Source organism: Clostridioides sp. ZZV15-6388 (assembly GCF_020657755.1).
Lineage (GTDB): Bacteria > Bacillota > Clostridia > Peptostreptococcales > Peptostreptococcaceae > Clostridioides.
The window spans coordinates 13,849-39,222 of sequence record NZ_JAGWCU010000004.1 but is presented as its reverse complement, the minus strand read 5'-3'; the positions used below and the strand labels follow the sequence as shown (position 1 = coordinate 39,222).

The 25,374-nt window shown below is 27.9% G+C and carries 21 protein-coding genes and 1 other annotated feature; of the genes, 1 reads left to right on the top strand and 20 read right to left on the bottom strand.

Annotated features, from left to right (window positions below; translation table 11 throughout):
- Window positions 1–16: 16 nt before the first annotated feature.
- From priA to ltaE, 7 genes are all read right to left on the bottom strand, one after another.
- Entirely contained in the window at window positions 17–2,506 is a 2,490-nt protein-coding gene (priA, locus tag KGF48_RS03870) for a primosomal protein N' (protein ID WP_227840364.1), read from the bottom strand.
- Between the two features lie 279 nt (window positions 2,507–2,785).
- Window positions 2,786–3,985, bottom strand: coding sequence for a bifunctional phosphopantothenoylcysteine decarboxylase/phosphopantothenate--cysteine ligase CoaBC (gene coaBC, locus KGF48_RS03865; protein ID WP_227840363.1), 1,200 nt, complete (start codon window positions 3,983–3,985; stop codon window positions 2,786–2,788).
- 4 nt (window positions 3,986–3,989) lie between these two features.
- Window positions 3,990–4,256, bottom strand: coding sequence for a DNA-directed RNA polymerase subunit omega (rpoZ, locus tag KGF48_RS03860; RefSeq protein ID WP_227828112.1), 267 nt, complete (start codon window positions 4,254–4,256; stop codon window positions 3,990–3,992).
- A 2-nt stretch (window positions 4,257–4,258) separates the two neighbouring features.
- Window positions 4,259–4,876, bottom strand: a complete 618-nt coding sequence (gene gmk, locus KGF48_RS03855) for a guanylate kinase (RefSeq protein WP_227840362.1) — start codon at window positions 4,874–4,876, stop codon at window positions 4,259–4,261.
- Between the two features lie 29 nt (window positions 4,877–4,905).
- Window positions 4,906–5,787, bottom strand: a complete 882-nt coding sequence (locus KGF48_RS03850; protein ID WP_227828110.1) for a YicC/YloC family endoribonuclease — start codon at window positions 5,785–5,787, stop codon at window positions 4,906–4,908.
- Between the two features lie 3 nt (window positions 5,788–5,790).
- Window positions 5,791–6,621, bottom strand: a complete 831-nt coding sequence (dapF, locus tag KGF48_RS03845) for a diaminopimelate epimerase (RefSeq protein WP_227840361.1) — start codon at window positions 6,619–6,621, stop codon at window positions 5,791–5,793.
- Between the two features lie 288 nt (window positions 6,622–6,909).
- Window positions 6,910–7,944 carry a low-specificity L-threonine aldolase gene (gene ltaE, locus KGF48_RS03840; RefSeq protein WP_227840360.1) on the bottom strand — a complete coding sequence of 345 codons (1,035 nt, stop codon included), beginning with the start codon at window positions 7,942–7,944 and terminating at the stop codon, window positions 6,910–6,912.
- Window positions 7,945–8,254: 310 nt separating this feature from the next.
- Here ltaE and KGF48_RS03835 point away from each other — a divergent pair, with 310 nt between their 5' ends.
- Window positions 8,255–10,030, top strand: coding sequence for an NFACT RNA binding domain-containing protein (locus KGF48_RS03835; protein WP_227840359.1), 1,776 nt, complete (start codon window positions 8,255–8,257; stop codon window positions 10,028–10,030).
- A gap of 189 nt (window positions 10,031–10,219) precedes the next feature.
- On the opposite strand, the gene cplR is transcribed toward KGF48_RS03835, so the two are convergent.
- From cplR to KGF48_RS03770, 13 genes are all read right to left on the bottom strand, one after another.
- Window positions 10,220–11,878 (bottom strand): ABC-F type ribosomal protection protein CplR, encoded by a 1,659-nt coding sequence (cplR, locus tag KGF48_RS03830; RefSeq protein WP_227867755.1) that lies wholly within the window; start codon window positions 11,876–11,878, stop codon window positions 10,220–10,222.
- Between the two features lie 292 nt (window positions 11,879–12,170).
- Entirely contained in the window at window positions 12,171–13,379 is a 1,209-nt protein-coding gene (locus KGF48_RS03825) for a uracil-xanthine permease family protein (protein ID WP_227828105.1), read from the bottom strand.
- A gap of 285 nt (window positions 13,380–13,664) precedes the next feature.
- Window positions 13,665–14,198 carry a bifunctional pyr operon transcriptional regulator/uracil phosphoribosyltransferase PyrR gene (gene pyrR, locus KGF48_RS03820; RefSeq protein ID WP_227828104.1) on the bottom strand — a complete coding sequence of 178 codons (534 nt, stop codon included), beginning with the start codon at window positions 14,196–14,198 and terminating at the stop codon, window positions 13,665–13,667.
- A 362-nt stretch (window positions 14,199–14,560) separates the two neighbouring features.
- Window positions 14,561–15,508 (bottom strand): RluA family pseudouridine synthase, encoded by a 948-nt coding sequence (locus KGF48_RS03815; RefSeq protein ID WP_413894781.1) that lies wholly within the window; start codon window positions 15,506–15,508, stop codon window positions 14,561–14,563.
- Window positions 15,477–15,923, bottom strand: a complete 447-nt coding sequence (gene lspA, locus KGF48_RS03810; protein WP_227828102.1) for a signal peptidase II — start codon at window positions 15,921–15,923, stop codon at window positions 15,477–15,479. The genes KGF48_RS03815 and lspA overlap by 32 nt, the downstream gene beginning before the upstream one ends.
- Before the next feature lie 302 nt (window positions 15,924–16,225).
- Entirely contained in the window at window positions 16,226–17,005 is a 780-nt protein-coding gene (locus tag KGF48_RS03805) for a polysaccharide deacetylase family protein (protein WP_227840351.1), read from the bottom strand.
- Window positions 17,006–17,055: 50 nt separating this feature from the next.
- Window positions 17,056–17,538: a TraR/DksA C4-type zinc finger protein gene (locus KGF48_RS03800; RefSeq protein ID WP_227840352.1), complete on the bottom strand. Its 483-nt coding sequence runs from the start codon at window positions 17,536–17,538 to the stop codon at window positions 17,056–17,058.
- Between the two features lie 184 nt (window positions 17,539–17,722).
- Complete coding sequence (locus KGF48_RS03795) at window positions 17,723–19,144, bottom strand: carbon starvation protein A (protein WP_227828099.1); 1,422 nt, start codon at window positions 19,142–19,144, stop codon at window positions 17,723–17,725.
- A gap of 145 nt (window positions 19,145–19,289) precedes the next feature.
- Complete coding sequence (locus KGF48_RS03790) at window positions 19,290–20,060, bottom strand: LytR/AlgR family response regulator transcription factor (protein ID WP_227840353.1); 771 nt, start codon at window positions 20,058–20,060, stop codon at window positions 19,290–19,292.
- A gap of 4 nt (window positions 20,061–20,064) precedes the next feature.
- Window positions 20,065–21,267 (bottom strand): LytS/YhcK type 5TM receptor domain-containing protein, encoded by a 1,203-nt coding sequence (locus KGF48_RS03785; protein ID WP_227840354.1) that lies wholly within the window; start codon window positions 21,265–21,267, stop codon window positions 20,065–20,067.
- 529 nt (window positions 21,268–21,796) lie between these two features.
- Window positions 21,797–22,798 carry a tryptophan--tRNA ligase gene (gene trpS / locus KGF48_RS03780; protein ID WP_227828096.1) on the bottom strand — a complete coding sequence of 334 codons (1,002 nt, stop codon included), beginning with the start codon at window positions 22,796–22,798 and terminating at the stop codon, window positions 21,797–21,799.
- A 23-nt stretch (window positions 22,799–22,821) separates the two neighbouring features.
- On the bottom strand, window positions 22,822–23,520 hold the full coding sequence (locus KGF48_RS03775) for a 5'-methylthioadenosine/adenosylhomocysteine nucleosidase (RefSeq protein WP_227828095.1): 699 nt from the start codon (window positions 23,518–23,520) through the stop codon (window positions 22,822–22,824).
- Between the two features lie 42 nt (window positions 23,521–23,562).
- Window positions 23,563–23,803, bottom strand: a binding site (T-box leader).
- Between the two features lie 93 nt (window positions 23,804–23,896).
- Window positions 23,897–25,300: an amino acid permease gene (locus tag KGF48_RS03770; protein ID WP_227828094.1), complete on the bottom strand. Its 1,404-nt coding sequence runs from the start codon at window positions 25,298–25,300 to the stop codon at window positions 23,897–23,899.
- Window positions 25,301–25,374: the final 74 nt, after the last annotated feature.

The window sequence follows — 25,374 nt, the reverse complement described above, 5'->3', positions numbered from 1 at the left end:
ACACTTCCTCCTAAATTTATAATACACTATTTGGATTAATATCTATAGATACATTAATATTCTTATCAAATATCAAATCTCGTTTTGTTATACATATATATTTTATTATACCCTTTAAGAGATTAATTTCAATATTTTCATCTTTAAAGAGTATCTGCCATCTATAATTTTGATTTATTTTTGATATTGAGCATGGATTGGGTCCTAATATAAACTCTAAGTCGTTTATACCCCTTTTTTCTAATAAATAAATCAAAGATGCATGCATATTTTTTATATTTTTTATAACTAATCTTTCATCTTCGCCACTAACAACTACACTTAACATGTTATTAAAAGGAGAATATCCAAATGCCCTTCTTATCTTTATCTCATCTTCATAAAAACCTTCATAATTGTACTCTATGGCATGTTTAATAGCATAATGCTCAGTATCATATGTTTGAAGTACTACTTTACCTTCTTTGTCTGCTCTTCCTGCCCTTCCAGAAACTTGAGTTATCAACTGAAAGGTTGTTTCAAAACTTTTAAAATCAGGAAAATTTAGTATCATGTCTGCTGATAAAATGCCTACCAAAGTTACATTGTCAAAATCCAATCCTTTACTTAACATCTGCGTTCCTATCAATACATCTGCTTCTTTATCTTTGAACTTATTTAGTATTTCCTCTAATGAACCCTTTTTTGAGGTTGTATCTTTATCCATTCGCAAAGTTTTTATATTTGGAAAAATACATTTTAACTCTTCCTCGATTTTTTGAGTTCCTACTCCAAATGGCTTGACATAATGACTTCCACATTCTGGACATTCTTTTGGAATTTCTCTTTCATATCCACAATAATGGCATCTTCCAATATTACTTTTTTTATGATATGTCAAAGATATATCGCAATTTTCACATTGAAACACATAACCACACTTTCTACATGATACAAAATTTGCATAACCTCTTCTATTTAAAAATAGTATTACCTGACTATTTTCTTCAATCGCACAACTTATTTCTCTTTGAAGTTTTAAGCTAAATATACTTCTATTACCTCTATCTAATTCATCTTTCATGTCTACAACTTCAATATTTGGAAGTGGTTTATTGTTTGCTCTATTTTTTATATTTATAAGTTTATATTCACCAGTTTTTGCTCTATAATACTCTTCAATTGAAGGTGTTGCTGAACCTAAAATAAGAGTTAAATTATTTTTTAATGCCATGAATCTAGCTACTTCTATAGCGTTAAACTTAGGATTTTTTTCAGACTTATATGATGACTCATGAAATTCATCAATTATTATCAATCCTAAAGAATTAAAAGGAGCAAATAGTGCTGACCTAGCACCAATTAAAACTCTTATCTTTCCAGCTTTAACAGCTTTATAAACGTCATGTTTTTCTCCTTCAGATAGTTTACTGTGAAACACTCCAACTAAATCCCCAAACCTACTCTTTAATCTATCTATCGTTTGGGGAGTTAGTGCTATCTCAGGAACCAAAAATATACTATCTAAACCTTGGCTTAATGCAAATTCTATTGTTTCCATATAAACTTCAGTCTTTCCACTTCCAGTTATACCATGAATTAAATATGGCTTTTTATCATCTATAAACATACTTGAATTTATCTCATCAACCGCTTGTTGTTGCTCATTGTTTAATTTTATACTTTTTGATATAGATTTGTAAATACTTTTTGGCTCTCTATAATAATCTTTAAATTCTAAAGTTACTAACTCTTTCTTACTTAAAGAATTTATACTCTGCTTTGAAGCATTTAATAAATCCAATAAATCATTTATCTCTACATTTTCATTGTTTTTAAGAAAATTTAATATCTCTTTTTGCTTGCTTCCTATGCTTATTTTATTTTGTTCTATATAATCATCAATTTTATCATTTTCTAAACTCAAAGATACATAACATACTTTCTTCTCATTTTTATGATTTTTGTATTCCCAGCATAATTTTATAATTCCATTTTTATTCATTGTATATAGAGAATTATTTAGATTCGGTATATATTTTAACTTATCAACCTTAATTTTTCCTTTACTCTCAACTACTTTTTCTACTATCTCTTTATTTTTATCACTCAGCTTCGATATCTTTTCATCTAATTCAGTCTCACTTAATCCATTTAGCTTTTCACCTAGTAAAACTACTTTGTAATTATTTAGTTTATATCCTTTTGGATATATCAAATTTATACACTCTATATAAGTACACAAATATCTATTTTTCATCCAGTAAACCAACTCTAAATCTTCTTCTCTAAATATTGGATTTTCATCTAATATATCTATGATTTCTTTAGTCTTTATTTTTTCATCTAAATTATCTGTAAGTTGAAATACAAAGGCTTCTGTTGGTTTATTACCTCTTCCAAATGGCACTAATATTCTATGCCCAACACTTATAACTTCCTCTAAAAATACAGGAATTTGATATGTAAATAAATTGTCTGTGTATATAGTATTACTTCTAACTATTACCTTTGCATATTTTTTCATTGTAAAATCCCTACTTAAAATTAATCTACTGCTCATATTTTAACACATTTTATAATATATCAAAAAATCTCAGCATATCTAAAAAGTTTCAAGTTATTACTAATATTAGATATATCTTAATAATTAACTATTAATCATATTTTATACTTTATGGCAAAATAAATGCTGAAAACCACAATTTAACTGACATTTGCGAGTTTTTACTCGCTAAAAGTAAATTGTAGCTTTCAGCCACTTTAGCTGTGATAAAATACACAAATATCATATTTAAAAAAGTTCTTATTTCTCAAGTAACACTTTAATCTTATTTAAGATAACATTAGCTACTTCTTCCTTTTTCATTTTAGGGTACTCAGTAATATTTCCTTCTGTATCTATTATTTTTACAATATTAGTATCAGTTCTAAAACCAGCTCCCTCTTTAGTTAAATCATTTGCCACAATAAAATCTAAATTTTTCTTTTCAATTTTTCCTTTGGCATGTTCTATTAGGTCGTTAGTTTCAGCAGCAAATCCAACTAATATCCTATCTTCCTTTATTTTTCCTATTTCATAAGCAATGTCATAATTCCTACTTAATTCTATTGATAAATCATCATTATTCTTTTTAATCTTTTTGTCAGAATAAGTTTTTGGCTTATAATCTGCAACTGCTGCACTTTGAATTACTATTTTATTTTCATTTAAATTTGATACTACTGCCTCATACAAATCTTGTGCTGATTCTATTTGTACAAATTTTTTAAGGTTTTGTGGAATAGATAGATTTGTAGGACCTGATATTAATGTTACATCAGCACCTCTAGATATAGCTTCTTTAGCTATAGAATATCCCATTTTACCAGAAGACCTATTAGTTAAATATCTTACTGGGTCTATACTTTCTACAGTTGGTCCAGCTGTAACTATTATACTTTGACCTTTTAAATCTTGCTCTTTCGTAAGATTAGCTAAAACTGCCTCTACTATTACATCTGGTTTAGCTAGTTTTCCTGATCCAATATCTCCGCATGCAAGTCTTCCACTTTCTGGTTCTATAAATTTATATCCAAATTCCTCTAAAGTTTTTATATTTTTTTGGACAATTGGATTTTCATACATATTAGTATTCATAGCTGGTGCTATTAAAACTTGTGCTTTTGTTGCCATAACAGTAGTTGTTAGCATATCATCAGCTATACCATTTGCAATTTTTCCTATAACATTTGCACTTGCTGGTACTATTAAAAACAAATCTGCTTTTTTCGCTAATGATATATGTTCAACCTCCCAAGATTTTGGTTCTTCAAACATATCCTCTACTACATAATTTTGACTTAGTGATTGAAGTGTAAGTGGTCTAACAAATTCTGTTGCTGATTTTGTCATTATAACATGGATATTTGCATTTAACTTTTTTAATTTACTTACAACATCACAAGCCTTGTATGCAGCTATTCCGCCGCTTATGCCAATTACAACAGTCTTATTTTTTAGCATGACCTTACTCCTCTTCTGAAATTTGTTGGTGTTGCTCAGCGTAGTGTCTAGCTTCTTCTATCTCTATTTCTTCTTCTGTTAATAATCTATATGTTATCTTTCCACTTGCAACTTCTTTAGTAGCTACACATACAGGCTTTTCTTTATCTTTGTTTGGAACATATGGCTCTTCTCCATCAATTAATTTTCTTGCTCTCTTTGAAACAGTCCCTACTAAATAATATCTGTTGTCTATTTTTTCTAGTACCTCATTGATAGATGGTTTTAACATAATTATAATTCCTCCTTGAATTTCTCTATTATAATATTTTTATATCTGCTAACTTTATTCTTTTCAGATGATATTATACCTTCTATTTCTTTAGCAGATATTTTTACATCTTCATTAAATATAAAATAATCATAATCCTTAATCATTTTTATTTCTTCATATGCACAACTAAATCTCTTTTCTATTTCTTCTTCTGTCTCTGTACCTCTTCCAACAATTCTATTTTTTAATTCTTTAAGTGATGGAGGTAGGACAAATATAAATACGCCTTCTGGACAAACCTCTTTTATTTGTTTTGCTCCTTGCATTTCAATTTCTAGTAGCACATCCTGTCCTTTTTCTAAACATTCCATTATTGCTGCTTTTGGAGTTCCATAAAAATTATCATAAATTTGAGCATACTCCAAAAACTCACCTTTTCCTATCATATATTCAAACTTTTCTTTACTTATGAAGAAATAATTTACTCCATCAACTTCTCCTGCTCTTGGTTTTCTTGTAGTAGCTGATACAGAAAGTTTTATTGTATCATTCTCTCTAAGTAGTTCTTTGCAAATAGTACCTTTTCCTGCACCTGATGGACCTGATACAACTAGCAATAATCCTTTTTTTGTAAACATTTAAATATTCCCCTTCTAATATTGTATTCTTACTCTATATTTTGTATTTGTTCTCTTATTTTTTCTAACTCACTTTTCACTTCTACTACTAAATTAGTTATATTTATATCAGATGATTTTGAACCTATTGTATTAGTTTCTCTGTTCATCTCTTGTATTAAGAAATCAATTTTTCTACCTATAGAATCGTCTTTAAATATAGTTTTTTTAAGCTGACCAATATGACTTTTAAATCTAACTATCTCTTCTGTTATACTACTTTTATCTGCATATATTGCAACTTCTTGTGCTAACCTATTTTCATCTATTATACTTGGGTCTTCTAGCATTTCACTTATTCTTGAATTTAGTTTTTCTCTATAGTCTTCTACAACACTATTTGAATGTTTTTCAATTTCTTCTATATGATTTTTTAATAAGTCACATCTCATTGTAATATCTTCAGCTAGTTTTTTACCTTCTTCACTTCTCATTTCTCTTAGTTTTATCATTGCATCTTCTACGGCTTGATTCAACATCGACCATAATAAATCTTCATCTTCATCTTTTTCTTCTATTTTTATAATATCAGGAAATCTTGCAACATTCATAACACTAATATCATCTATAATATCAAATTTGTTTTTTATTTCTTTTAATATATCTATATATTGAGACGCTAATCCTTCATCGAAATTTAAGTTTACATCTTCTTTGCCTAATAAGTCAAATTTTATGTATAAATCAACTCTTCCTCTTTTTACATAGTTTTTTACTAAATTTCTAACTTTATCCTCTAAAAATGAAATTTTTCTTGGAAGACGTATATTTATATCTGAATATTTATGATTTATTGTTTTACATTCTACCAAAAAATAATAGTTGTCGTCTTTGTATTCTCCTCTTCCAAAACCAGTCATACTTATAGCCATTACCTAAACCTCCAAAACACCTTCACATATTTTTACTGCTGGACCTGTCATATAAGAAAAATCCCCTATATCTATACGTACTGTTCCTCCTTGAGAAGTCACATTTACACTATTTTCTACCAGATTAAGTAGATTACATACTATTGCTGATGCAGTCATACCTGTTCCACATCCTAAAGTATATCCACATCCTCTTTCCCAAGTATAGACATGTATATTATACTTATCTTCTACTTTTACAAAATTTACATTCGTTTTTTTAGGAAATATTTTATTATTTTCAATCTCTTTTCCATATTTACAAACTTCATCTACATTTAATTCATCCACTATAACCACAGTGTGAGGAACCCCCATCAACATAGATGTAATCTTAAACTCTTTATCTAAAACTTTTATATTTTCTTGTACAAAACGTTCTTTATCAGTTAACACAGGAACATCTTTAGCTAAAAAACTTCCTTTTCCCATATTAACTTTTATAGTATTTATTTCTCCATTTATAGTGTTTATTTTTATATTTTTTATACCATCTAGTGTATCTACTGTAAAGTTTTCTTTTTTAACTATGCCGTTATCATAAACAAACTTACAAAAACATCTAAGTCCATTTCCACACATAGCTGCTCTTGAACCATCAGAATTATAATACACCATTTCTACATCTGCAATTTCTGAATTTTTCACAACTAGTAACCCATCCGCTCCTACAGAAAATCTTCTATGGCATACTTTTTTTGCTAAAACAGTATAATTTGATGAATCTATTTGGTCAAATCTTCCATCTATTGCAATAAAATCATTGCCTATTCCATGTAGTTTCCAAAATTTCATAAGTATCGCTCCTTTGTAAATTAACACTTAAACTATTATAACATAAAAAAATTCCCATAAACTTATAATTTATGGGAAAAGTTTTGTAATGACAACTATAATTTGAGGATGTGAGGGAGAGTTGCCATTACAATTAGGGTAATTATATTATGTTTTTAAGCTAGTTCTTTCTATGTTTATATAATAATATTTCTATATGAATTTTATGTATAGTTTATTTAAACTGTATATGAATTTTTTAAATAAAATATTTAACATATGCTATTTAGTTTTTTTGAACATACATAATTAGCATACACCTATTAATTCTTTAAGTGTTTTTAAAACATAATCTAAATCTTCTCTAGTAATATCTACATGAGTTACAAATCTATACTCCCCATTTTCCATTTTATTGATTTTTATATTTCTTTCAAAAAACTCTTTTATTAAAACTTCTTCTTTTATTACATCTTCACTCATTTTAAAGAATACCATACTCAGGTCTGGATTAATGTTATTTACTTCAATGCCTTCAATTTTATCCAACTCACAAGCTAAATATTTTGCATTATCATGGTCTTCATTTAATCTCAGTGTCATTTTTTCAATAGCAATTATACCAGCTGCTGCAACTATACCAACTTGTCTCATTCCCCCACCCATAACTTTTTGCTTTCTTCTAGCTTTTGCTATAAATTCTTTACTTCCAGCAAGAATAGAACCCATTGGTGCAGCTAAACCTTTTGATACACAGAACATAACACTGTCACAACATTGTGCAATTTCTTTAGCTTCTACACCTAAAGTTAATGCTGCATTAAATAATCTCGCTCCATCTAAATGCACTGGTAAATTGTGTTTTTCAGCTATTTTTTTAATTTCTTTTAAATTGTCAAGACTTACAACAGTTCCACCTGAGTATGCATTTTCTACACATATAAGACCTGTTTGTGGTTCATGTATATCATCTCTCCTAATTGCCTTCTCAACAAGCTCAGGATTAAGAGCTCCACTTTCATCTTCATCTATAGTTCTAAGTTGAACTCCAGCTATTACAGCAGGTGCTCCAACTTCATGAGTCACAATATGATATCCTTTACCAATAATGATTTCTTGACCTCTTAGGCAGTGAGTAAACAAAGCTAACTGATTTCCAAAAGTTCCACTTGGAAGGAAAATAGCATCTTCTTTTCCAACTTTAGCTGCTGCTAATTCTTCAAGTTTATTTACAGTAGGGTCATCTCTAAAGATTGAATCTCCAACAGGAGCCTTTGCCATGGCTTCTCTCATTTCATCAGTAGGCATAGTAACAGTATCACTTCTTAAATCAATAAATTTCATTTTTTCAACCTTCTTTCATATTTATATATTATACAGCTTTAATATTTATTTAGTTTTGTAAAGTTTATATACTCTTATAAGTTATTCTTTACACACTAATTATACTACATTTGTTTTATATTTAAGCAAATTTAAATTATTAATTTGAAAATATAATGCTGATTCTATTGTGAGTATATCCTGTAAGTATAAATAATTATAAAATTTATACATTAATCCATGTTGTTTAAATTCCCCCTAGTCATAGAGCATATATTATGTGTATAATTAATTTACTGACTTATTTTGGTCAAAGAAAGGGGTGCTATATATGGCATTAGATGGATTAGTTATACATTCAATAGTAGATGAATTATCATCAAAACTTACAGGTGGAAAAATAGATAAGATTCATCAACCTGAAGATGATGAGGTAATTTTTAATATAAGAAACAACAAAGAAAATTTTAGATTGGTTTTAAGTGCAAGTGCTTCAAATCCTAGGGTTTATTTAACAAGCAATTATAAAAAAGAAAATCCCCTAAAGGCTCCTATGTTTTGTATGTTGCTTAGAAAATATATACAAGGTGGAAATATTATAGAAATTTCTCAAATTGGTTTTGAAAGAATAATAAAAATCAGTGTTGAGTCTTTAGATGAATTAAAAGAAAAGACAATCAAAAATATTATAATTGAAATTATGGGAAGACATAGTAATATAATAGTAACTCATAATGAAGATGATAAAATTATAGATTCTATAAAAAGAGTGCCTTTTAGTATAAGTAGAGTTCGTCAGGTTTTACCTGGTCATAGTTACTCATTGCCACCAAAGCAGGATAAACTTAACCCTCTTGATAATATATCTAAAGATTCATTTATTGGCAATCTAAATGAATTTGACGGCCCTATTTTTAAGTCCATATATTCTAAATTTTTAGGTATAAGCCCTACTATCGCCAAAGAAATTTGTTATAGGGCAGATGTAAATCAAAACGATATTATCAAAGATATATCTAGTCAGCAGTTTGATTCTTTATACAGGGAATTTTGTAGTTTATTTAATGATATAAACTCTAATAAATTTTCACCTTGTATTGTTATAGATAAAAAATTAGATAAAGTGGTTGATTTCAGTTGTGTCAATCTTACATTGTTTAATGATTTATCATATATCAATAAGGAAAGTATGTCTACTATACTAGAAGATTTCTACAGAAATAAAGATATTAAAGATAGAATCAATCAACGTTCATCTGACTTAAAGAAAAGCATATCTGTTAAATTGGATAGACTTTATAACAAACTTAGAAAGCAAGAAGAAGAATTGTTAGAGTCTGAAAATGCAGCTATTTATAAAGTAAAGGGTGAACTAATTACGTCTTATATATATATGGTAGAGAAAGGGATGGAAAATATTGAGGTTGCCAATTTCTATGATGAAGAGTGTAAAAATGTAACAATAGAATTAAATAAAAACTTAACTCCATCTGAAAATGCTCAAAAATATTTTAAAAAGTATACTAAAATGAAACATGCCAAAGTTGAAATATCTCACCAAATTTCATTGAACAAAGAAGAAATAGATTACTTAGAAAACATAATTTTGAGTATTGAAAACTGCGAAAATTTGGCTGAATTACAAGATATAAAAGAAGAACTTGGTAAAGTTGGATATATCAAAGCACAAAAGAAAAGTAGTAAAAAAGACACTATGCCTTCTACAAAACCTCATGAATTTATTTCTTCTGATGGATTTAAAATCTTAGTTGGAAAAAACAACAAACAAAATGATTATCTTACACTAAGACTTGCTGATAATGATGATTTATGGATGCATACAAAAAATATTCCAGGTTCTCATGTAATAATAAAATCTGCTGGTAAAGAAGTCCCTGATAACACTATATTTGAGGGAGCTATGTTAGCTGCATTTTTTAGCAAGTCAAAGCTTTCTTCTCAAGTACCTGTAGATTATACAAAGAAAAAAAATGTAAAAAAACCTAGTGGCTCTAAACCTGGTATGGTTATCTATGAAACTAATAGTACTATTTATGTTACTCCTGAAGAAGAAATGGTAGCTAAACTTAAGATTAAATCTGAATAAAGTATATCTCATAAATATAAAAATTACTGACTGATAAATAATAATATATTTATCATATTAACTAAAAGTAGTGGCATTCTTATTATATAAGAATGCCACTTTTAATTTTATTTATTTTTAGCTCTTTAATAACTAATGTATATATTTAAATCAATTAATTTCTGTTTTTATAAAAATCCAACAATTAGTTTAATTTTGAGAACTATTTTTTATACTTCTAATTTGTTTTAATAACTCATTATATTCTAATTCATAACACTCTTTTTTTAAGTTATCTTTTTCTATTGACAGCATAGATATAATGTTTGTAAGTCTGTTTTCTAATACTAAAAGTTTTTCTTGTTTAACTTTACTTTCTCTACTAGGAGTTTTTTTATCTCTACTAATGATATAATCATTATAATTACAATCAAACTCCTTTATATGCCTATCTTTTATTTCTAAAAAATAGTCACAAATATGAGATATAAATACTCTATCATGAGACACTATAAGCACAGTTTTATCAGTATTTATCAATGCTTTTTCCAATGCTTCCATAGATTTTATATCCAAGTAATTAGTTGGCTCATCAAGAACTAAAAAATTATTATCTTCTAGTATTATTTTACATAGAGCTATCTTTACCGTTTCTCCTCCACTAAGAACCTTAACTTTTTTATAAACAGTATCACCTTTAAATCCAAATAAACTTAAGTTTATTCTTATAAAAGACTCATCAAATGAACTATTTGATTTGATATTGTACAAAATACTCTTTTCCTTATCTAATGAATCTTGGTTTTGGTCAAAATAACCTATCTTTACCTTGTTATTTATCTTTATACAATCGTTTTTATTACTAAGTATTTCTCTTATCAGAGTACTTTTTCCACATCCATTATCACCTAATAAAGCTATTTTCTTCCCTCTTTTTACCTTGAAAGAAATATTATCCAATAAAAGCTTATTTCCTACCTTTAAAGTTAAATCCTTTAATTCCACTAAGTTTTTGCTGATTATTTCCATACCATCCTGTATTTTAATATTCATATCTGCAGAGACCTTAGGTTTATCTTTCACTTCCAATTTTTCAATTCTACCTTCTAATGCTTTTACACTTGAGTCTACTTTTTTCTTATTTTTTTGACCCCCCATTTTATGCAATCTAGCTTCTGAATTCCCCATTCGTTTTGGAGTCTTCCTTATACCATCACTTAAAGATTTTTTACCTAAAAGAGCCTTCTCCAATCTTTTTTTCTCATTTATATATTCATGATATTCAAAGTCAGCTCTTTTTATTTCTTCATCCTTTTGTTCTAAATAATCAGTGTAATTACCTTTATAAGCTTTTAATTTCCCACTTTCCAGCTCCAATATAGTTGTACATAATTCATCTAAAAAACGTCTGTCATGAGATATTAATAATAATGCTCCTTTATGTCTTTTAAACATATTTTCCAAAATATCTATACCCTTTTTATCTAAATTTGAAGTTGGTTCATCTGCTATTATTATATTTTTCTTATTATTCAGTGCATCTGCTATCTTTAGCTTAACTTTTTCTCCACCAGATAAATAATCTTCAAATTTATCTGGTGCATTTAATAGACTCTTTTCTTTACTATCATTACATTTTTCAATATTATTTTCACTCTGACTTATATATGAATAGCTATCTGTAAGATAGACACAACCTTCATCAATTTCTATTTCACCTAATATTGCTTTTAATAAAGTTGTTTTTCCTTGACCATTTGAACCAACTAAACCTATTCTCTCATTCTCTAATATTTCAAGTTTATCTATATCCAAAATTAATTTATCAGCATAATATTTTTTTAAATTTTCTACTTTTATTAACATCATAAAAAAATCCCTCCCTGGTATACTTAAATATAAGGAGAGATTTACATAAATAGGCACAATAACTAAACGTATAGACTATAATCTACTCTCCTTAATTTAAGCATCATAAATAAAGCCACCAATATAGGCTTTTCAAAATTTACAATACTTTAAATTATAAAAAATAGATTATATTCTCATCTTCCCAGTTACCTTACCCTTTCTTTTATTTATTTTTAATCATTATATCAACATTAGTTACTAATGTCTATATAAAATTAATTATTTAAAATAATATATACTTAATTAATTATTATTTTTCAACTTTAAAATCTTGATTATTCAATATTCTATTTAGTACAATACCGACAATTGCAGCCAAACTAAGACCAGTTATCTTTACAGTACTTGTTATAGGAATTCCTATAGAAATCCCTTTATTAGATAAGTAAGTTGTTCCAAGACCTATCAATAATATAACTGCTATTATCAATATATTTACTTTACTTTCTACACAAGAGCTATCTCTTATAGTTTTTAATCCAACATAAGTTATCATTGAAAATAACATTATACTGATTCCACCCATAACTGAACCTGGTATACTTTGAAGAAATCCTCCAAACTTCCCTACACATGCAAGCAATATAGCAAATACTGCTGTACGTCTAAGTATTGAAGGGTCATAGTTTTTAGTTATGGCAAGTACTGCTGTATTTTCTCCATAAGTTGTGTTAGCTGGTCCACCTAAGCAACCTGCTACTATAGTTGCAAATCCATCACCAAGTAACGTTCTGTTTAATCCTGGATTCTCTATAAAGTTTTTTCCTACAACAGCACCATTAGTAGTCATATCTCCTATATGCTCCATAAATACAGCTAAAACAACTGGAGATATAATCACAATTGCACCTAAACTAAACTTAGGAATTGTAAAGTTAGGTATCGCAAGTAAACTTGCTTCTGTAATTGTAGTTATATCTACTAATCCCAGTACCAAACATATTATATATCCAGAAAAAACGGCTATTAATATACCTAATTGTTTTATAAATCCTCTACCAAACTTATTAGTCAAAATTGCTATTGCTAAGGTCATGAATGCTATTATAAAATTAGCTGAAGCCATATTAAAAGCTGTTGGCAACAAGTTTAAACCTATAACTGCTATCATAGCTCCTGTAACTTGTGCTGGAAAATATAACTTAATTTTATCCACCCCAACTACTTTCACTATAATTGACATTATAATATAAATTAATCCTGCTACTATTATACCACCCTGAGCATATGCTAAATCTCCTCCATAAGCTTCTTTAGCTGCTAGTATAACAGGGATAAAAGCAAAACTTGAACCTAAAAATGCAGGTACTTTTCCTTCTGTGCAAAAATGAAATATCAATGTACCAACACCAGCACAAAAAATTGCAACTGATGGGTTAAAGCCTGTTAAAATGGGAACTAATACTGTCGCTCCAAACATGGCCAATAAATGTTGTAAAGACATTATCGTTTTTTTCATAAAAACCTCCAAAAATTATTATATATGAATAAATCCTTTGTTCAATTAATATCTTTTAATTAATTATAAATTCCCTAGCTTCTATTTTTTAATCTATATATACTTACTATGCAAACCATCATTTTTTTACATTTTACGACATTGAAAGCCCAAATAAAGGAGAATATAAACTACATTAGTATACACATTAATAAACTTGTATTATTTATTTTGTGCAATATATGTAAGCTTTATCCTCCTCCATGACTATACAATGCTGAGCTTTTATATAATATTAAAAAATCACTATTCTTTGATTGTAACTGAATCTTCTCCATCAATTTCTAATAAACTAACAGATATAATTTCATGTCTCGAAGTAGGGACATTTTTTCCTACATAATCTGCTCTTATAGGCAACTCTCTATGTCCTCTGTCCACTAATACTGCTAATTGTATTGATTTAGGTCTTCCTATATCAATAATAGCATCAAGTGCTGCTCTTACAGTTCTTCCTGTATATAACACATCATCAACTAAAACTACTGTTTTATCATCTACATTAAAGTCTAGATATGTTCCCTTGACTACTGGTTCAACATTAACTTTTTCTAAGTCATCTCTATAAAGTGTTATATCAATATCTCCAGTGTCTACTTTTGTTCCTTCTATTTGTTCTATTCTTTTAGAGATTCTATTTGCAATTGGCACACCTCTAGTTTTTATTCCAACTAATACTAGGTTTTCTACACCTTTATTTCTTTCAATTATTTCATGACTTATCCTAGTAATTGCTCTTGCTATAGCCTTTTCATCCATTAATTGAGCTTTTTCTACCATATCATAACTATTGTCAAAAAAATATACTCTCTTTTATTTTGACAAATCTACTCCTCTCTCTTAAATTTTTACAACACCACTTTATTAAAATTTTCAATTTAAACAACAAAAAACTTCTCATCACAAGACAAGAAGCTTTTATATAAAAATATATATAGTCTAATTCAGCAATTGTCTTACGATATCTCTGTATCGTTTAAAGATAATTTTTATACTCGATTAATTCAAATTATATATTTATATTTCAAATTTTTCAAGCTTTTTTAATCAAAATACTTTAATATAAAATATTTTAGCTAAACTTCACTAATTTTATCACTTGTATAAATCTAATTAGATGATTTATAATATCATACAAATTTTTATTTAATTTTTCTAAGAACTTCCTTAAAGTATTCTGGTAATTCTGAGTCAAATTCAATATATTCCTTAGTGGTAGGATGTATAAATCCCAATTTCTTAGCATGTAAAGTTTGTCCCTTTAGTTTAAATTTATTTTCTTTAGGTCCATATACACTATCACCTAAAAGTGGATGATTTATAGATAAAGCATGCACTCTTATTTGATGAGTTCTACCAGTTTCAAGTCTAGCTCTCATATGAGTAAATTTATCAAATCTTTCTACCACTTCAAAATGAGTTACTGCATTTCTTCCATCTTTTACTACAGCCATTTTTAATCTATCCTTAGGATTTCTTCCTATAGGTTTGTCTACAGTTATTTTATCTTCTTTAACTACACCATAACATATAAATTCATACTCCCTAGTTATAGAATGCTCTTTTAATTGTTCTGCTAAAAAATTATGTGCATAATTATTTTTAGCTACCATAAGAAGACCAGAAGTATCTTTGTCTATTCTATGAACTATGCCAGGTCTAATAACACCATTTATTGATGATAACTTGTCTTTACAATGATACAAAATTCCATTTACCAATGTATTTTCATAATTTCCAGGAGCAGGGTGAACAACCATATCCTGAGATTTATTAATTATTAAAATATCATCATCTTCATATACAATATTTATTGGTATATCTTGAGCTACAACCTCTAAAACTTTAGGTTCTGGTATTTCTATAATAATCTTATCTTCTTCTTTAACTAAATATTTTGCTTTTTCTACTTTATTATTAACTTTTACTTTACCATCTTTTATAATTTTTTGTATGTAGCTTCTTGACATATCTCCTAATTGTTCTGCTAGATAAACATCAAGTCTAACCTCTTCTTCCTCTTCAAGCACTAAAAACTCTCTTACATTCTCCATCAAATCACCTACTTTTACTTTCAAAAAATAAAACATATATACATAAAAATACAGTTCCTACAACTACAAATACATCTGCTACATTAAATACATACTCCCATATAATCCTAAAGTCAAAATAATCTACTACAAACCCTAATCTAACTCTATCAATCAGATTTCCTAATGCACCAGATATTATTAATATGATTCCCAACTTTCCAGATGTATGTACTTTTCTTGTATTGAGATAGTATAACCCAAACACTGTTGCAAGTAATGCAACTATTATAAATATCCATTGATTATTTTGTAATAGTCCAAATGCTGCACCTCTATTTTCAACGTAAGTTAGATGAAATACATTCTTTATTATTGGTATTGTAGATACATTAACCAAATTATTTAACACCCATAGTTTAGACAATTGGTCTAATCCTATAAGCAGAATTATTATTAACACATATAACAATGATTTTTCCCCCTATAAATTATTTAAAAATCAATTTTGATTTAAATTCACTATTACCATTATACAAAAAAAATACTATAAAGAGCAACTCTGTTAAAATTGAATTTTTTAGTGAAACTAATCAAAAATAATATTAACCTTTCTGTATTATAAACCGTTACACATTTAAAATTGTATTATTATATATAAAAGATTTAAAAGTACTCTATTATTCAATACTTTTTGTGTATTTTATGGCTTAAAGATTAATGATGCTTGTATTTCAAATTTACAAGCATCATTAATCTTTAAACAAATATCCTTTATTTTTGCACTTGTTTATTTTTATCTAAATGTTGTATAAGTTCAGATACTGTTACAAATTTATACCCTTTTTCTTTTAACTTGGGAATTACTACTTCCAAAGCCTGTATAGTCTGAGATTTATTGTTTCTCTTATTATTGTAATCATGTAAAAGTATTATATTTCCGTTTTGTACTTTTGTAAGAATAGTATTAATAATACTATCAACGCCAGGATTTGACCAGTCTCTAGGGTCCAAGTTTGACCAAAGAATTATATTCATACCTTTAGAAACTATAATATCACAAACACTTTTGCTCATGGCTCTATATGGAGGTCTAAATATTTTTGGCTCTACTCCAATTACACTCTTTACAGCATTTTGTGTATCTGTTATTTCTTTTTCTACTTTATTATAACTATTTTTTTCAACATTTATATGTGTAAATGTATGATTTCCTATCTCATGACCTTCTTCATACTGTCTTTTTAGCAATTCTTTGTTATATTCAACTTTTTCTCCAACTACAAAAAAAGTTGCCTTTACATCATTTTTCTTTAATATATCAAGTACTTGTGGTGTAAAGTCCTCATCTGGTCCATCATCAAAAGTCAATGCTAGAATTTTTTCGTCATCATTTCCTTTCTTGATTATTACATCTTCATAATCGTCCTTTATATTGTCATTTAAACTATAGGCTTCTTTTGAGATATTTTGATTATGTGTATTTTGATTATATGTATATACACCTACTATTGATAATGCGAATATACATATACCCCACATTGCTTTTTTCATGTCATTACCTCTTTTCTTAATTCATTCTAACAATATATTATGTCAATTTTTTAATCTCTTAATGTTCCATTTTTGTTTAAATCAGTTAAATTTGTTAAATCTGTTGAATAAAAATTAGAATCCTCCACATCAGGAGTTTCACTTGCATGTCCTAATAAATCCTCTTCTTTTTTTGCACACTCATTACATAAATTTGTATCAGGTAGTATATCCAATCTTTCTAAATCTATTTGATTATGACATAAATCACAAAGTCCATATGTTCCATTTTCTATTTTAGATAATGCCAAATCTATTTGATATAATCTGCCTTCTTCATGATTTATTAAACTATTTTGCATATTTTGCATATATAAATCTGTTCCCATATCTCCTATATGATTATCATAACTAGATAACTCTCCTGATGAATACTTTTCACTGGTATGTTTAGTTGTATCTCCAAATAAAGTATTGTCTTTCATATCTCCCACTAAATTAGTCAAATTTTCTCTTTCTTTTAATAATTTATCTTTGTATTTGTTAGTATCCATTTTCAACACCTCTAATTTTAATATTTATATTGTAAAAATAGTATGTGGAAAACTAAATTAAAAATACAATAAAAAGTAAGATTTGATTTTTTCAAAAAAAATTTGTAGGCAAATTTTAAATTCACCTACAAATTTTTAAAACATAATTTAAATGTTATATTTTTTATTTTTTGTAATAATTGTATTAACTTGCTAATTTATGAGTATTTTGTTCTTTTATATCTTTAGCTTTTTTAAAGAATAAAATACCAAGAATTATTGCAACAGCAATACCTATTCCATTAGATATATTTACTGGTAGTCTAAAACCTTCTTTTGCTTGCATTATATAACTAAATGTCACTACAGTCATAAAAAGTGCTGGCAATGTAGTTATGTAGTGATTTTTATTTGCTTTAACCAAATATGCAGAACCAGTCCACAACATTATCATAGCAAGTGTTTGATTTGCCCAAGAGAAGTATCTCCAGATTATATTAAAATCTATAAACGTAAGAGCAACACCTACTGCAAACAATGGTAAAGCTATTAAAAATCTATTTTTAACTGCATCTTGATTGTAGTTCATTGCATCAGCTATTGTTAATCTAGCACTCCTAAATGCTGTATCACCTGAAGTTATAGGACATGCTACAACACCAAGTATAGCCAAAGCTCCTCCAATAGGTCCCATTAATCCAACAGACACTGTATTTACAACAGTAGCTGCTCCACCATCATTAAATATTACATTAAGTTGAGGTATACCATGGAAGTATGACATAGCTGCTGCTGCCCAAACTAAAGCTATTATTCCTTCTGCAACCATTGAACCATAAAATACTGGTCTTGCTTCACTCTCTCTTTCAACACATCTTGCCATAAGTGGTGATTGTGTTGCATGAAAACCTGATATTGCCCCGCATGCTATTGTTATAAATAAATATGGGAATAGAGGTGTTCCATTTGGATTCATATTTTGTAAATTTATATTTGGTATGTTATATCCCTTTATTATTAATCCTCCTGCTACACCTACTGCCATAATTAATAAAGCAGCTCCAAATAAAGGATATATTTTTCCAATTAACTTATCTATTGGTAAAACAGTAGCCATTATATAATAAAGAATTATTACTCCAACCCATATTTGTGTATTTACTCCTGTTAATGTTTTTAGTAATCCTGCTGGACCTGTTACAAAAACAACTCCAACCAATACCAAAAGAATAACACTAAATATTCTCATTGCTATTTTTGCACTATTACCTAAGTAAAGACCTACTAATTCTGACGCAGATGTACCTTTATTCTTCATTGATAAATATCCAGAAGCAAAGTCATGTACACCACCTGCAAAAATTGTCCCAAATACTATCCATAAAAATGCTGATGGCCCAAATAATGCACCTTGTATAGCACCAAATATAGGACCTAAACCTGCGATATTTAAGAATTGAATTAAGAAAATTCGTTTCCATTTCATTGGAACATAATCTACACCATCTCTACAAGCTATAGCTGGCGTTTGATTTTTATCATTAATTCCAAAAACCTTTTCTACAAAGGTGCCATAAATAAAATAACCTACTATAAGTACCACTATTGAACCTAAAAAACTTACCATAAATTCATCCCCTTAGTTTTTTTATAATTGCTTTATAAATTTTTATAAGTTTAAGAAAACTATTTCCAGTTCAAATAGTAATACTTTTTTGTACTAATATAAATGTTAATCACATTAAGTGCATATTTAAGTACATGAAATGACTTTATATATGCATTAATAGCCTGAATTCTTTTATTTTACTTCTACTTACAGTTACTTCATAATCACTATCTTTTAACTTCAATATGTATGTATTATTAAACCATGGGATAATTTCTTTTACTTTAGTTAAATTTACTATGTAAGACCTATGTGTTCTAAAAAAAGTTTTATCATTTATTATATTTTCTACTTCTGATATGCCCTCTTTCAGTATAAAAGTTTCCTTTTCAGTATATATAAATGTCTGTCTTTCATTAGCCTCACAGTAATATATATCATCAATATCTATTACAACCAATTTATCACCTTTCCAAAGGCTAATTTTATGTGTTATTTCCTCTATATTTTGATTTATTGTACCTTTTTTATCACTAGATACATAATTATTATCACTAGATATTTCACTACTATTTGTTTCACTTTTCTCTAACTTATCCAACATTGATGTAATTCTATCCTCAGAATAAGGCTTAAGTACATAGTCAAATACACCTAATGAAAAAGCATCTACTGCATAATTTTCATATGCCGTTATAAAAACTATTTTGGGTCTTGATTTAAATTGGTTTAATGTTTTTGCAAGTAACATTCCATCAAGATGAGGTATATTTATGTCCAAAAAAATTACATCTATTTTATTTTCTTGAATAAAATCTAGTACCTCTATACCATTAGTAAATTCACTTACTACCTCAATCTTGCTTTTATTTTCAATAAAATATCTTAATTCCTTTCTTGCTGGAAACTCATCCTCAACTATTATCGCTTTCATCTTCCTACTCCTTTACATAAAACATAATTAAAGTTCCTTTATCGGTTCTTCTCATATTAAGACCACTTCCATACATTAGCTTAAGTCTTAAATGAACATTATAAAGGCCAATCTTATTTTCTGGCATATTATCTTGATATACATTATTTATGACTTCTTCACTTATACCTATACCATTATCCTCAATCGATATTCTCACAGTATTTTCTAATGAATGTTGTAACTTTTTTATAGATATTTTTACTACACCAGCTCTTCCACTTTCCAAAATCCCATGTATTATTGCATTCTCTACTATTGGCTGTATAATTAAGCTTGGAATTTTTATATTTACATCATCTATATCATAAATTATAGTCAATAAATCTCCAAATCTAGCCTTTTCTATTTCTACAAAAGATTTAACTTGCTCAATCTCTTTATTTATGTCTATCAAGTTATCACTATATTCAAGATTATATCTCAAGTAAGTTGATAAATTTATTATGAGTTCTCTAGCTTTATCTGGATTAAATCGTATAAAGGATGCTATCGTATTTAAAGAATTAAATAAAAAATGTGGATTAATTTGCCTTTGAAGTGCTTTTATTTCTGCTTTATTTCTTGCTTCTATATCCTTTTTATCTTTTTCAATTCCCTCAACTATAGATATAACAAACCCTATACCAATTTGTCCGACAATTAAAGGTAAATATATCACATTAATTATTTTAATTGCCAGAGAATGAGGCTGTGATATTAAATATATAAGTAATATAGTAAAACTTTCAGAAATCATACCTACTAGTATTCCATATATCACTCTATGCTTTTTTGGTATCTTCTTATATAAAAACCCTGATAACACACCTGCTAGTATGCTTGATAAAAGGCAGGGCATGGATGTTATACCTCCAATATCCACAAAATACCTATGTATACCTGACAGCAACCCTGCTGTAATACCTACAATTGGTCCAAATAAAACGCCTCCTGATACTATAGATATTATTCGAGTATTTACTATTGACCCCATATAATTTATACCATTGTAAGTACCAAATATAGCTAGAAAAGTAAAAACTAAAGATATACAAATCAAATCATTCAAGCTATATTCTTCTTTTTGAAATATTTGTTTAAATGTTTTTAGCTTTGTTATTAGAAGAAATAATACTACAATAAGGCTTGTTTTCTCTACTAATGCTATTAAAATTGATGTTTTCATGTTTTTCCCTCTTATTTTCCCTGTTAAAAATAATTTTTACATATGTTATTGGTATTATTTTTATGGTTTATTAAATACATAAAAAATAATTGCCTTAATTATTGTATCATATCAGTTAAACATAAAATCAAACTCATTTAATTATATATATAAATTTTTTAAAACGTTTTTTTGATATATTATTGACAATTTTCTTTATAAGAGTTAAAATTAATTCATAAATTACATATTGAGTATAAAGTATAATGGATGTATGTTCAAGGTTAGTTCAGAAGGCTCTGGTTTTCTGATTTTTTTATGCTCAGTAGTGATATGCAAAAAAGAACAAAGTTAACGTCAGTTAACTTTTACCTTTATTCTACTTTCCCCAAAGTAAGAATAATCTAACCCCTTTGAGATGAGCAAAAGCTCATCTTTTTTTATTACAAAACTAAAGAGGATATTATCTTAATAATATCCTCTCTATTTCCTATAATATACTTTTTTAATAACTTTAAAATTTGTTTACTAAAGAATATATATAATATAATTAATATCTTCTCTCTATAAATCCAACTTTTTTATAAACTTTTCTAAGAGTTTTTCTAGCTTGTTTTTCAGCCTTTTCAGCTCCCATAGTATATATTTTTTCTAAATAATCTTTATTATTAAGAAGGTCAACGTATTTTTCTCTTATCGGTCTTAAAGCTTCTGATACTACTTCAGCTACATCTTCTTTAAATACTCCATAACCTTTACCTTCATACATATTTACAATTTCTTCTACACTTTTTTTGCTTAAATTAGAATATATATCAAGTAAGTTTTTAATACCAGGTTGTTCGTCAGTGTACTTTACAACACCTAAAGAATCAGTAACACTTCTCTTAATCTTTCTCTTTATAGTATCTGAATCATCTGCTAATAATATAAATGCATTTTCATTTGAATCAGACTTACTCATTTTCTTAGTTGGCTCCTGCAAACTCATTACTCTTGCTCCACCTTTTGGATAGTATCCTTCTGGAACTACAAATGTAGGTGAAAATCTATTGTTAAATCTATTTGCTAAATCACGAGATAATTCTAAATGCTGTTTTTGGTCATCTCCAACTGGAACCAAATCAGCTTGATATAATAGTATATCAGCCGCCATAAGAACTGGATACGTAAATAATCCTGCATTTAGATTTGCTTCACTCTTTTGTGATTTATCTTTAAATTGAGTCATTCTACTTAATTCACCCATATAAGTCATTGTATTTAATATCCACATAAGTTCAACATGTTCTTTAACATGTGATTGTATAAATATAGTATTTTTTTCTGGGTCTAATCCACAAGCTAGATATTGAGCAAGTAATTCTATAGTATTAGCTCTCAAAACTTTAGGGTCTTGAGGTACTGTTATTGCATGTAAATCAACAATACTATAATAACAATTATAATTTTCTTGAAGTTCAGTCCAGTTTTTTATAGCTCCTAAATAGTTTCCTAGAGTCATCTTACCTGATGGTTGTGCACCACTAAATATAACCTTTTTTTCACTCATATGATTTGTACCTCCTTATATATTTATATTGATTTTAACATGCTTAATACGATATCTTTAGAATTGTTGGCTGCCTCATGTACAAATACTTCATATGCAACACCAGCACTTCCATCTGCTTTATCAGACATCGCTCTTATTATGACAAATGGAACATTATTTAAGTAACATACATGAGCTATAGCTCCACCTTCCATCTCTCCACAATACCCGCCAAAATCATTTACTAATTCTTCTTTTAATTCTTTAGAGTTTATAAATATATCTCCTGTTACTACTCTTCCTTTTAATACTTTATGAGTTTTTGTTTCTTCTACAGAAGATTTATAAGCAGCTTCTACAAGTCTTTCATCTGCTTTAAATACAGATGTTTCCATTCTTGGTATAACACCTTTAGGGTCTCCAAATGCAGTAGTATCTATATCGTATTGTATCGCATCAGTTGAAATTACTATATCATTGACATCAAGATTTTCATTTAAAGCCCCTGCAACACCTGTATTGACAATAGCATCAACTTTAAATTCACTTATTAATATTTGTGCACAAAGAGCAGAGTTAACTTTTCCTATACCACATTTTACTAATACAACATTTTTTCCTTCTAGAGTTCCTTTATGAAATTCTAAGCTAGCTTTTTTTACAATTTCTTTAATATCCATTAAATTTACTAAGATACTTACCTCTTCATCCATTGCACCTATAATTCCTATTACGTTCATTTTGCCTCCTAAATTTTCTATATTAAAAAATCCGTCCTAAATCAATAGGACGGATATATTTTCCGTGGTACCACCTAAATTTATATATACTCAAAGCTGAATATATATATCTTAATATATGCTATAACGTGCACACACGATATCAGATAATCTACAGTCTTAAACTGCATTTCACCTTACTCCTCAAAGACCCATTCAATAAACACTTTTTATTAAGCTCTCAGCACCCTTAATTCTCTGTGTAAAAGTCTATTTATTTACTCTTTCTTATCTCAGGATTTAATTTATTAATTTCTTTATTTTATAATATTCCTTATGATATAAATTGTCAACTATATATATAATAATATCCAAAATATATATTTAAAATACATTTTTATTTAGCTGATCTCTTTTCATATCTATTCCATAACCATAGACCAGATAAAATAACTAGAAGACCTCCACCAATCATTTCTATTTCATATATGATATTTTCAGCAAATGTAGGCATAACTGGTGCTGCTGATAACAATATACCAACTACAGTTACAGTTAAAACCATTTTAGCTAAACCTATACAAGTACTTGTTGATTTTGCCATAGTATATGGTCTAATTTCATCTGGTCTCTCTTTTCTTAGTTTAATATAAGAAGCATATAACAACACATATGGGAATAATGCAGTTAATGCTGTCATAGTTACAAGAACATTGTATATAGCATCAACAGAAGGCATTAATGTAGTAACCAATAATATTATAGTAACTATTATTGCTTGGAGTATAACTGCTTTAGAAGGTATCTTATGTTTATTTACTTCTACCAAACTATCTGGAAATACTCCTTTTTTAACACTACCAAATAACATTTTTATTGGTGATGCTATATAAAGAACTATTGCTCCTAATATTGAAAAAGCTATACCAAAAGCTATCAATTGAACTAACCAAGAACCTATTCCTAAAGATTCACAAACAGCTGCAAGTGCATCTAACACACCTTTAGAAGCAGTAATTTGGTCTGGTGGTATTATCATTGTTATTGCAATAGAACCTAATACATATAATGAAGCAACTATTCCAGCTGATATTAATATAGCTTTAGGGAAGTTCTTTTCAGGCTTATCTATTTCTGTTATAAAGTTAGCTGCAGTTTCTGCTCCTGCTAAACCAAACATTATAGCTGATATAGCAACAAATGCATCCATATTAAGTTTTGGAGTCATTGAAGCTATTGTATATGTTGAAGCTATATCATGTTTTTTCAATACTAATACTGCTAAAAATGAAAATATTATAAGTATAGCACTTGGTATTGTTGAACCTAATGCGCCTGTATTAGTGAATATTTTTGTAAAACTAATTCCTTTAGTTGCTATAATAGATAATACCCAGAATATTACTAAAGATAATATAAGTACAAATATCTTATTATCTGCAAGTGCTGGATTTCCTATTGTATAAGAAACATTTACTGCTAAAAAAGTTAGGAATGAAGAATACCAAAATATTTTAGCTGTCCAGTTTAACCAAGAAACTAAAAATCCATATTTTTCTCCAAAGGCTTCCTTAACCCAATCATATAAACCTCCATCACCTTTTTGGTATGTAGAAGCTAATTCAGCACAAATTAAAGCTCCTGGTACGAAATATATAAATGAGAATAATAACCACATAGGTATTGCACCTAATCCTAAACCGAAGCTTGACGCTGTCGACTTAGCTATCCATCTTATACCATATAAAGCTGATACATTCATAAATACCAAACTCCATAGGCCTATTTTTTTCTTTTCCATCCTATTATAATTTCCCCTCTCTTTATTAATTAAAAATTGATTTCATAACTGTTAAAATAAGTTCAGCCTATAAA

What these genes read in the sequence shown, in the direction of transcription:
- rpoZ (WP_227828112.1), bottom strand. Translation starts at nt 4,256, where the DNA reads ATGTTAAAACCATCTATCAATGAGGTACTAGAAAAAATAGACAACAGA.
- pyrR (WP_227828104.1), bottom strand. Translation starts at nt 14,198, where the DNA reads ATGGTAGAAAAAGCTCAATTAATGGATGAAAAGGCTATAGCAAGAGCA.
- KGF48_RS03815 (WP_413894781.1), bottom strand. Translation starts at nt 15,508, where the DNA reads ATGTTTTATTTTTTGAAAGTAAAAGTAGGTGATTTGATGGAGAATGTA.
- KGF48_RS03795 (WP_227828099.1), bottom strand. Translation starts at nt 19,144, where the DNA reads ATGGTAAGTTTTTTAGGTTCAATAGTGGTACTTATAGTAGGTTATTTT.
- KGF48_RS03835 (WP_227840359.1), top strand. Translation starts at nt 8,255, where the DNA reads ATGGCATTAGATGGATTAGTTATACATTCAATAGTAGATGAATTATCA.
- ltaE (WP_227840360.1), bottom strand. Translation starts at nt 7,944, where the DNA reads ATGAAATTTATTGATTTAAGAAGTGATACTGTTACTATGCCTACTGAT.
- coaBC (WP_227840363.1), bottom strand. Translation starts at nt 3,985, where the DNA reads ATGCTAAAAAATAAGACTGTTGTAATTGGCATAAGCGGCGGAATAGCT.
- KGF48_RS03800 (WP_227840352.1), bottom strand. Translation starts at nt 17,538, where the DNA reads ATGGATACTAACAAATACAAAGATAAATTATTAAAAGAAAGAGAAAAT.
- KGF48_RS03790 (WP_227840353.1), bottom strand. Translation starts at nt 20,060, where the DNA reads ATGAAAGCGATAATAGTTGAGGATGAGTTTCCAGCAAGAAAGGAATTA.
- KGF48_RS03785 (WP_227840354.1), bottom strand. Translation starts at nt 21,267, where the DNA reads ATGAAAACATCAATTTTAATAGCATTAGTAGAGAAAACAAGCCTTATT.
- KGF48_RS03805 (WP_227840351.1), bottom strand. Translation starts at nt 17,005, where the DNA reads ATGAAAAAAGCAATGTGGGGTATATGTATATTCGCATTATCAATAGTA.
- KGF48_RS03770 (WP_227828094.1), bottom strand. Translation starts at nt 25,300, where the DNA reads ATGGAAAAGAAAAAAATAGGCCTATGGAGTTTGGTATTTATGAATGTA.
- cplR (WP_227867755.1), bottom strand. Translation starts at nt 11,878, where the DNA reads ATGATGTTAATAAAAGTAGAAAATTTAAAAAAATATTATGCTGATAAA.
- trpS (WP_227828096.1), bottom strand. Translation starts at nt 22,798, where the DNA reads ATGAGTGAAAAAAAGGTTATATTTAGTGGTGCACAACCATCAGGTAAG.
- KGF48_RS03775 (WP_227828095.1), bottom strand. Translation starts at nt 23,520, where the DNA reads ATGAACGTAATAGGAATTATAGGTGCAATGGATGAAGAGGTAAGTATC.
- dapF (WP_227840361.1), bottom strand. Translation starts at nt 6,621, where the DNA reads ATGAAATTTTGGAAACTACATGGAATAGGCAATGATTTTATTGCAATA.
- KGF48_RS03825 (WP_227828105.1), bottom strand. Translation starts at nt 13,379, where the DNA reads ATGAAAAAAACGATAATGTCTTTACAACATTTATTGGCCATGTTTGGA.
- priA (WP_227840364.1), bottom strand. Translation starts at nt 2,506, where the DNA reads ATGAAAAAATATGCAAAGGTAATAGTTAGAAGTAATACTATATACACA.
- KGF48_RS03850 (WP_227828110.1), bottom strand. Translation starts at nt 5,787, where the DNA reads ATGGCTATAAGTATGACTGGTTTTGGAAGAGGAGAATACAAAGACGAC.
- gmk (WP_227840362.1), bottom strand. Translation starts at nt 4,876, where the DNA reads ATGTTTACAAAAAAAGGATTATTGCTAGTTGTATCAGGTCCATCAGGT.